General features: G+C 41.7%; 8 protein-coding genes. All 8 read left to right on the top strand.

The window, feature by feature from the left end:
- On the top strand, positions 1-1,942 hold a 1,942-nt coding region (locus VK664_RS11170), incomplete at its 5' end, for a glycoside hydrolase family 20 zincin-like fold domain-containing protein (protein WP_461398739.1).
- A 52-nt stretch (positions 1,943-1,994) separates the two neighbouring features.
- Complete coding sequence (locus VK664_RS11165; RefSeq protein WP_461398738.1) at positions 1,995-3,953, top strand: S9 family peptidase; 1,959 nt, start codon at positions 1,995-1,997, stop codon at positions 3,951-3,953.
- 10 nt (positions 3,954-3,963) lie between these two features.
- Positions 3,964-4,875, top strand: coding sequence for a DMT family transporter (locus VK664_RS11160; protein WP_461398737.1), 912 nt, complete (start codon positions 3,964-3,966; stop codon positions 4,873-4,875).
- 68 nt (positions 4,876-4,943) lie between these two features.
- Complete coding sequence (locus tag VK664_RS11155; protein ID WP_461398736.1) at positions 4,944-6,101, top strand: SIS domain-containing protein; 1,158 nt, start codon at positions 4,944-4,946, stop codon at positions 6,099-6,101.
- 33 nt (positions 6,102-6,134) lie between these two features.
- Positions 6,135-7,076 carry a carbohydrate kinase family protein gene (locus tag VK664_RS11150; RefSeq protein ID WP_461398735.1) on the top strand — a complete coding sequence of 314 codons (942 nt, stop codon included), beginning with the start codon at positions 6,135-6,137 and terminating at the stop codon, positions 7,074-7,076.
- A 3-nt stretch (positions 7,077-7,079) separates the two neighbouring features.
- Positions 7,080-7,901, top strand: coding sequence for a class II fructose-bisphosphate aldolase (locus VK664_RS11145; protein WP_461398734.1), 822 nt, complete (start codon positions 7,080-7,082; stop codon positions 7,899-7,901).
- 782 nt (positions 7,902-8,683) lie between these two features.
- On the top strand, positions 8,684-9,235 hold the full coding sequence (locus tag VK664_RS11140) for a hypothetical protein (protein ID WP_461398733.1): 552 nt from the start codon (positions 8,684-8,686) through the stop codon (positions 9,233-9,235).
- Positions 9,236-9,310: 75 nt separating this feature from the next.
- Positions 9,311-9,827 (top strand): alpha/beta hydrolase family protein (locus VK664_RS11135; RefSeq protein ID WP_461398732.1); only part of this gene is annotated, 517 nt, incomplete at its 3' end.

The raw sequence follows: 9,827 nt of genomic DNA, 5'->3' as shown, positions 1-9,827 counted from the left end.
ACAGGCATACCGTTTACAACTGGAAAAGGGACGCATTACCATTACCGCCAATGCAGGTCCGGGTTTGTTTTACGGCGTGCAGACACTTATCCAATTACTGCAACCAGGGAACGGTAAAGCCTGGTTTTCCGGAGGTCGGATTACCGACTGGCCTGATATGGACCTGCGCATGATCTACTGGGATGATGCACATCACCTGGAGCGACTAGACGCCATGAAACGTGCTATCCTTCAGGCAAGCTATTACAAGATCAATGCATTCACGCTGAAGCTGGAGGGACATTTTCAATTCACCGGGGCAAAACCGATAGTTGAGCCATATGCATACACACCTGCGGAATTTCAGGAGCTCACCGATTACGCGAAGGCGCACTACGTGGAGCTGGTGCCCTACATTGATGCCCCTGCCCACATTTCATTTATTCTAAAACATCCTGAATATAAGAGCCTGAGGGCATTTCCCAATTCGAACTATGATCTCAGTGTCGTTGATCCTAAAGCCGATGAATTACTGCTGGGCATGGTTGATGAGCTCATAAATGCGAATAAGGGAGGCAAATACTTTTTTCTCTCTACAGATGAAGCTTATTATGTGGGCAAGTCGGATAGGGACAAAAGCCGTGCAGCTGCATTGGGAGGCAATGGAAGATTATTAGCGGAATACATAACAAGGATATCCAATAAAATTCACGAAAAAGGAAGAAAGGTGATCATCTGGGGAGAATATCCGCTCCTGCCTGAGGATGTTACTTTCCTGCCTTCTCATTTGATAAATGGCATTAACGGTAACAGTAAAGATTATGGTTCCCGGTTCAAAGAACACGGCATCCGTCACCTTGTATTTACTTCAGCCCAGGGGGTGGAGCCTTTATTTCCAAATTATTACCGGCTACCCAAAAAATCTGCCGGTACAGGATCTTTGCCTCTTACAGACGATGAACTCCAGCAGGGTGAGATGGCTAAAGGTCGGGTAAGCGAAGTGATTAATACAATAACCACCCAAATAGAAGCAGGCAAATCTGACTTCATGGGCGTTATTGTATGCGGATGGGCGGATGCAGGCTCAAATCCTGAAACATTCTGGCTTGGCTATGCCACAGGAAATGCAGCAGCCTGGAATATCAATGCCGTAAACCCACAGGACCTCACCAATCGTTTTTACAATTCTTTTTATGGTGCCAATGCAATCCTGATGGATAAGGTGTATCAATTGCTGAGTACACAGGCTGAGTTTTGGGAAAAAAGCTGGGACTGGGCACAATCAAATAACCGCACACCTATTGTTGGTTATTCCGCTGCTATCTTCGATACACCAAGGCCCGCCAAGGATCAGGTTTTGCCTTTATTGCCTCTTCCTTCCGCTACTGATCTCTCCTTTAACAGCGACTGGAACAATACCAATAAAGAAAGACTGCAGCTTGCAGAGAAATTTCTAAAAGAGAATAACGAGTTGATGCTCTTGTTGCAAAAAAATCTGAACACTGTTCAATATCAGCAATATCATCTGCAGGTGCTTTATTCTGTGGCAAAACTTTGCAGGCAGAATCTGGAGATGCTGCTTGATCTGAAAAAGATCAATGAGCTGCTCAGGCTTTCCGCTGCAACAGCATCCGGCAATCCGGTAGTAGCTGTCTCGTTGATTGACCATGCCCTGGAACTCGCAGGGAAAATTAACAAAGAAAGAAATGAAACGCTCAACTCCCTTACGGCTATATGGTACCAGGATTGGTTGCCACGCGTTGCTGAAGCAAATGGCCGAAAATATGTTGACCAGGTAGATGATGTAAAAGATCATCCACCGGTAAGAACTGTGGATATGACTTATTTAATTTACCGTCAGCTCCATTATCCATTGGTTAAATGGGCGCAGGATCTACTTGCCGCAAGGAACGGGTTTGCTAAAAAGAATAATTTATCTGAAAGAACTGATATCAATAATTGAAAAATCAATATTGAAGTAATAAACTTTAATTGCCGCATTTATCTTTTATAAAATGAGTGAAGATAATCATCTGAATAAACGTCCGTTTCAATTGGAAGACATATACGACCTGGCAGGTTTGAGCGGTCCGAAGCTCTCACCTAAAAACAGTCACGTAGTATGCACGATCTCTTTAACTGATAAAAATGAAAACAGTACAAAAAATCATATTGCATTAATCAGGATAGAAGACAAGGAAATCCGGTACCTGGCTAAAGGTTCTTCGCCGGAATGGAACCCCGCCGGATCGCAGATCGCTTATGAAGCGGAGGAAAATGGTAAGGAAGGTATCTGGATCTATGATCTGCACTCCGATACCAGTAGATTCCTGGTGCGGGTTTATTATTCCAACTATTTCATAGATCATTATGAGAGAAAGAATTTTGCCTGGGCTCCTGATGGAAACAGCATTGCATATGTAGGCACGATGCCATTTGCCGAAACAGATATAGAAACAAAAGAAGTCAGAGAGATCAACTCGCTGTTATATAAAACGAAAGGAGGCAGGGGGCGTTCTTTTTTTGCTGATAAATCTCTGACGCATATCTGGACAATTCCTGTGGCAGGCGGTGAACCGCAATTGATGACAAACGATATTTACAATGAACATTCGATATCCTGGTCACCGGATGGTTCACAGATAGCTTTTATAAGTAACCGCTCTGCCGATCCTGATGATAACCAATGCAATGATTTATGGACCTTAGAGATAAAGACCGGACAAATAACCAGGTTAACCAATGACAATGGAACAGCTTTCCAGCCTTGCTGGTCACCTGATGGAAATTGGATTGCTTATCTCGGTATTTCAGGCAAGGTCAGTACGAATGACAGCCCTGCAGAGGATACCCATTTGTATATTGTTGACATGTTATCCTGTAAATCACGCGACCTTACAAAATCGTTTGACAGAAGGATTGAAAATTTATCATGGAACAGAGATACAGGCTTTATTTATTTCACTTCTGGCAATCATGGAACAACAAAATTATATCGTTCCTCTGTACCTGAAGGTAATATTGAGCCGATGATAGCCGGCGATATTAGTTTACTGGAATATGATGTCAATAAAGATGCTGTGGCATATACGGCAACAACGATCAACCGGCCTGCTGAATTATTTATCATGCGGGAAAGTTCTGCTACAACTATGCAGCTGACCAGCCTGAACCATGCAATCGTGAATAATTGTTTATTACAGGATGCAGTAACTTACTGGTTCAGCAGTTTTGACGGAAGGGCCATTCAGGGCTGGCTCATGAAACCGGTTTCGTTCAATGAAGCTGATAAATATCCTTTAGCGCTCGTGATACACGGCGGACCGCACAATATGTTTGGTTATGCCTTTGAGGACCGCATGCAAATACTTTCTGCAAATGGCTATGCGGTTTTATTTATCAATCCACGGGGAAGCAGCGGTTACGGACAGGCATTTAGTAGTGGAAATGCAGGTGACTGGGGCGGTGGCGATTACAGGGACCTGATGGCTGGCCTGGATCACATTATTGAAAACAATAAATGGATCAATTCAGAAAAACTATTTGTCACAGGCCAGAGTTATGGCGGCTATCTCACCAATTGGATCATTACGCAAACCAACCGTTTTAAAGCCGCAGTGGCAGATGGCGGCATAAGTAACCTGATCAGTTTTGCAGGAACTTCAATTTATCATTCTCTGATTGAATCTGACTTTGAAACAAAGATCCCTGACAGATATTCGTTGCTCTGGCAATGTTCACCCCTGCGAAATATAAAGAATGTTACCACAGCTACACTATTTCTTCATGGCATGTTGGACAATGAAGTTCCTGTTTCGCAGGCAGAAGAAATGTATGTGGGTTTAAAAAAGTCAGGTGTACAAACTTCAATGGTTTTATATGAAGGAGAGGGCCATGGCTGGAGACCGGATTTAAAACCCGCGAACAGGGTGGATTTGTTGAACCGTATAATTAATTGGTTCGATTCTCATTAATAAGAACACTATGAAAAAAAATAAGAATTGGCTGAGTTTCGTGATTGTACATGTCATTTTTATGGGAGTTTGGGGTGCCCTTATGGAGATTCCTGAAAAAAACGGATTTCCTGCCACCCTGGGTTATGTAGTATGGGCACTGACAATGATACCGGCTTCGGTGATTGCACTGATCATTAACAAATGGAAATTGGAAACAGACAAGCGTTCCATTTTATTGGGTAGCCTTGCAGGACTGCTGGGCGCAGCGGGACAATTGGTGCTGTTTTTTATTTTGCGCATTGCTCCTGCTTATCTTGTTTTTCCATTGCTCTCGCTCACACCCGTGGTCACCATATTGCTTTCTGTAATTTTTTTAAAAGAAAAGACCAGCCGCCTGGGATGGATAGGGATCGGGGTGGCGATAGTTGCCATTTTGTTGCTTTCATATCAGCCGCCCGGAGAAAGCCAGGTAAGCGGATATTTATGGATGTTACTTGCCGCTATACCGTTGCTGGCCTGGGGCGCACAGGGGTACGTGATGAGATTTGCAAATGAAACCATGAAAGCGGAAAGCATCTTTTTTTATATGATGATCAGTTCCGTTGTATTGATTCCCCTGGCATTGTATATGACTGATTTCTCACAACCTATCAACTGGGGATTCAAAGGACCTTATCTCGCATCTGGTATCCAGTTATTGAATGCACTTGGAGCGCTTTGCCTGGTCTATGCATTTCGATATGGAAAGGCAATAATCATTGCCCCGATGACGACTGCACTTTCCCCTGTGCTCACAGTTGTTATATCGCTTGCTATTTACGCGGTAGTCCCGCATCCTATAATTATCGGAGGGATGGTGCTGGCGATTGCGTCTGCATTTATGATGGGAGTTGAAGAGACCAAAAACGAAATGCCTGTTGAACCAACAAGTATTATATAAGGTATAAACTATGCGGTTAACCAAATGGTATCAAATAATAAAAAGCTGAAACGATTCAAAAGAACTATATGAAGCAGTCTGAATATTTACATTCTATCCCTTATGAGAGCGGAATACCGGGATCCATGCACACGGCGTTGGAAATTGCCGGACAGCCTAAGTTATGGCAACAGGTTTATGAACTGGTAGTGGAAAAAAAGGAAAGCCTGGAGAATTTTTTATTACCGGTCTTCGGTGAAAAAGACCTTCGGATTATTTTAACAGGAGCAGGATCATCTGCATTCATTGGTGAATGTGTCCAGGGAATATTCCAGGCTGAAACGCAAAAGCTTACCCAGGCAATTGCCACTACAGACCTGATCACGCACCCGGATTTATATTTTATGAAGGATGTGCCCACATTAATGATCTCATTTGCGAGGTCGGGCAATAGTCCTGAAAGTCTTGAAGCTATAAACCTGGCAAATGATTACTGTACAACAATATTTCACCTGATCGTTACCTGCAATGAAAACGGGCGGGTCATTAAGAACGCAAAAGATAAAAATTATTATTGTTTTATTCTTCCTGAAAATGCAAATGATAAGGGTCTCGCAATGACTGGAAGTTTCACATCTATGTTATTATCTGTAATGCTCATTGCAAAACTGGGAAAATGGAAAGGAATGCAGTCTTTGCTTTCTGATGCTATTGAAAATGCAGGAATAATAATGGGTGAATTTCTTCCTCTAATAAAAAAGGTTGCCGAAAAAAAATATGACCGCGTTATTTTTCTCGGTTCAGGCCCTTTATTGGGAATCGCACGTGAATGTCACCTGAAATTGCAGGAACTGACGGATGGTAAGGTGATCTGTAAACATGATTCTTTTCTTGGTTTCCGGCACGGGCCAAGGGTGGTGATCAATGAAAAATCATTGATCGTTTATTTATTTTCAAATATTGACCATGTTTTCCAATATGAAAAGGATCTTGCAGAATCCATTGCGGCTGACAGTGTATATTTGCCTGCAATTAGTATTGGCAGAAAGATAGGGGACCTGCAAAATACGGTGCTTGACATTGAATTTAATAATCTAACGAACTATTTTTATATTCTGCCGGTAGCCTTAATAGGCCAGCTTCTTGGTTTTTATCAGTCGCTGAAATTGGGTCTCAATCCTGACAATCCTTCAGTCAGCGGTGCCATTAACAGGGTTGTTCAGGGCGTTACTATTTATTCAAAGTAATCTTTTAATAAAAATTTAATAGTGGTTGATACCATGAAGAAGGATATTCTGGTAATAGGGGAATTGAATATTGATATTATTCTTGACAAGATAAATGGATTTCCACTGATAGGAACGGAGATACTTGCTGACAAAATGAATATCACGATCGGCAGTTCCTCAGCCATCTTTGCATCCAATATTGCCACGCTTGGTGTGAGCACTGCATTTTGCGGCATGGTGGGTCAGGATTCGTTTGGAAAATTCATTCTGAACGAATTAAGAAATAAGAATGTTGACACCGCTTACATCATCGAGTCGGAAGAACATCATACCGGGGCAACAGTTGTATTAAATTATTCTGATGATCGTGCCAACATTACTAATTGCGGGGCGATGGAAGTTTTCAGTGCCGCAAATATTCCATTTGAATTGTTTCATCAATTCAGGCACATCCATTTTTCATCTTACTTTTTGCAGAAAGGAATTCAACCGGATATTGCTCACTTATTTAAGACTGCAAAAGAGAATGGCCTGACAACTTCACTCGATCTGCAATGGGATCCTGATAATAAATGGGATTTTCCTTACCGCGATTGCCTTCCTTATGTAGATATTTTTCTCCCTAATGCAGCGGAGATATTAAAGTTGTCCGGCGAAGAGGATCTCGGGAGGGCCCTGGAGAAGATCGGGAAATATGCGAATAAGATAATTGTTAAGCGTGGTATTGAAGGGGCAGTGGCATATGAAAAAGGAAATATGATGGTGGCAAAACCATTTTTGCATGAACACTTCGTAGATGCGATTGGCGCGGGCGACAGCTTTAATGCGGGATTTATTTCACGCTATTTAGATGGCTGTTCACTGGAAGAAAGCCTTGAGCTTGCAAATTTAGCAGGTGCGGTAAACACCATGGCTTCCGGAGGAACCACGGCATTCGAGAGCCGTCATGGATTTAATAAGAAGGTAAAAGAAATATTTAATATAGTACTCTAAGCAATGAAGATCAAGGAAAAATTACACCAGCTCACAGCGCAGAAAAGTGGATTGCTCGCTACAAATTATTATAATCTCGAAACGCTGCATGGCGTGCTTAAGGCTGCCAGTATTACCAACTCGCCGCTAATACTGCAGTTGACAAGAAGCTCAATTGAATACATGGGACTTGAAACGGCTGTGGGTTTAGGCAGGCAGGGATTAAAGGAATTTGGAGTGGAAGGCTGGATCCATCTTGATCACGGCGATTCGGTGGAACTTGCACAAGCCTGTCTTGATGCAGGCTTCGATTCGGTGATGATAGACGGGAGTGAACTTTCCATTGAAGAAAATATAAAAATTACTAAAGAAGTTGTAAGAAGAGCACAAAGTTACCAGGTGCATGTAGAAGCGGAACTGGGATATGTCGCTAAATTGGGGCAGTCGCACAGTCAGCAGGTTTTTACCCAACCGGAACAGGCGAAAATGTTTGTTGAGGAAACGGGAGTGGATGCACTGGCTATTGCCATAGGCACCGCACATGGATTTTATAAAGAAGAACCAAAATTACAGCAGGAACTGCTTTCAAGGATACGTTCCATTGTGCCGATTACGCTGGTCCTTCATGGGAGTTCCGGTGTTCCTGCAGAACAATTGAAGGAAGCTATATCAAGGGGAATTTGTAAAGTGAACCTTGCTACGGAAATAAAAAATATTTTTATGAAAACGCTGCAAAGTATCTTAAATAATACTGATGAGATTGATTTAAGAAAAATATTTCCTATTGCCACCGGGAAAGTTACTGAGCTTGTGAAAGAAAAACTGCAAATAGTGAGCAACAATTAAAATGAGGGTATTTTATAAAAAGTACTTTATCCAAAACAGAAGCGCTGAGATGGGCAATACTATCATGTGTATAGCGCCCTGCAAACAAGCATGTCCATGAGTTTATTGGTACTGAAGAATATTATCAAGAGACAACAACGTTCTTTTTAAAATTCCGGTTCATGTTGGCCAATATAGCTCTCCTCATTTGCTTCCCGATATTTTAGATCTCCGGGGCGGAGAATACCTTTTATTTAGATACTTGCGAAAATTGTGTGTATTCTGCGTTACACCAGGGGGAACACTTGTTCTCTTAAAAATTAATCTTCACAAATAAAATTAATCTTCACAAACCTTGACAATCATATAAATATCAGTATTTTAAGCTCCGATTCGCTGCCTGTTGAAGACCTCAATGGGACTGGCATGGCGAAGCTTTGCACCTAAAAGCTAAGAAGTAGAGATCCAGCTTAAGGTTATAACGTACTGATAAATTGGGAATACCAGTAAAAACCCCTGCGCCATCAGAATACTAATCGGGTAGTTGTTAAATGCAATGCCTTTCTAATGGATCAGTATCGCGTACTCCGGGTACGCTTTACTTTTTAGTCGTAGTGCATCTATTCGCCATTCGTAGATCGTGGTATTTTCGTTCCGAAGTGTTTAAAAGCAGGGTGGTCGGGATTTTATTTGCAGAACTGATACAACATAAAGTGAAAAATAGATAATTAGATTCACGTCACAAATGAAGTATAATTATAAGTTAGCTGCAATACAACTAGCTAGCTGAATTAAAAATTAGAATGGGAAGACAAATAAACTTCTTTCTTCATCCAGGGGACCAAGAATCCTTCGATAAACTCTTGAAATCGTTTGGGGATGTCGTTTTGTTTAGAGACTATCACAACTCGAATCACTTGACCACTATCGACGACACTTTGATTAAGGACATAGGTAAAGAGAAAAAGCGAGTCTACCTTATGCGACCGAAAGACTTTAAAAATATTCAGCTTGAATATGTCGAAAGCCATCATTATTGGCACGTTAACAGTCGATCTTTGCCTGTTGTTCATTTCGACAGAAGTGTCTATATAAATAAGACCATCGAAAGGGGCAGACTTTATTTTGAACCTAGGTATGTGAACGATAACGAATGGGTTAATAAACCGGATGACTTTATTAATTGGGCTGACAAAGTCTTAAAAGCCGTAAGAAGGAATTTGAAGAAATACAAATACCAAATGGGTAATTACAACTATACGGACTACCTAGGTGCCAGCGCTCTAAATTGGCTTCAGGAAACAGAAGCTAAAGTCGCAAGTGCTGGTTGTGAATTAATAGCGCAAAAGTCCTAATGCCGCAAGAACTGCAGCTAACATGGTATTGGCAAAAGCGGGCGGCCAGTTACATGTGGAACAAAACATTAAGCTATGCCCGCCTTCGCCAATACTACCACGTTCTCGGCAAGCAGAAAAATATATCACTTGATTGCAAAAACAAGCGTGACCCAAAGATTGACTCAGATACTATTCCTAATAACGATATTAATCTGGAGCTGCGACCCGCAACAACCGAAAAATTATGGAAAAGTTGATGCAAAGTTATTTCTTTCTAATTCTGTGCGGCAGCCTCTTGTTGTGGCATTTGGAGGCAGCGAAGGTGGGAATATCTATGCGCATGACGAAACCAAGGAAGTGAGAGAACTATTTCTTAAAAACGGATTTGCTTTTCTATCGGTTGGTTATTTTAAGTCGGTAAATACACCGCCTGAAATAGATAGAATAGCCATAAGTGCGATTTATGACACAATTAGAACTATTGCTAATCATCCAAAGATTGACAAGGACCGAATTGCCTTATTAGGAAGTTCAAGAGGAGGAGAATTAGTTTTAAACATTGGAAGCCACTACAGTGACTTTAGCGCAATTGTCGCTATTGCGGCTCCAA

This window comes from Flavitalea sp. (assembly GCF_035489435.1).
In the GTDB taxonomy this organism is placed as follows: Bacteria; Bacteroidota; Bacteroidia; order Chitinophagales; family Chitinophagaceae; genus DATHKG01.
Note: the sequence above shows the minus strand (reverse complement) of the source record. Positions and strands in the feature narration are given on the sequence as shown.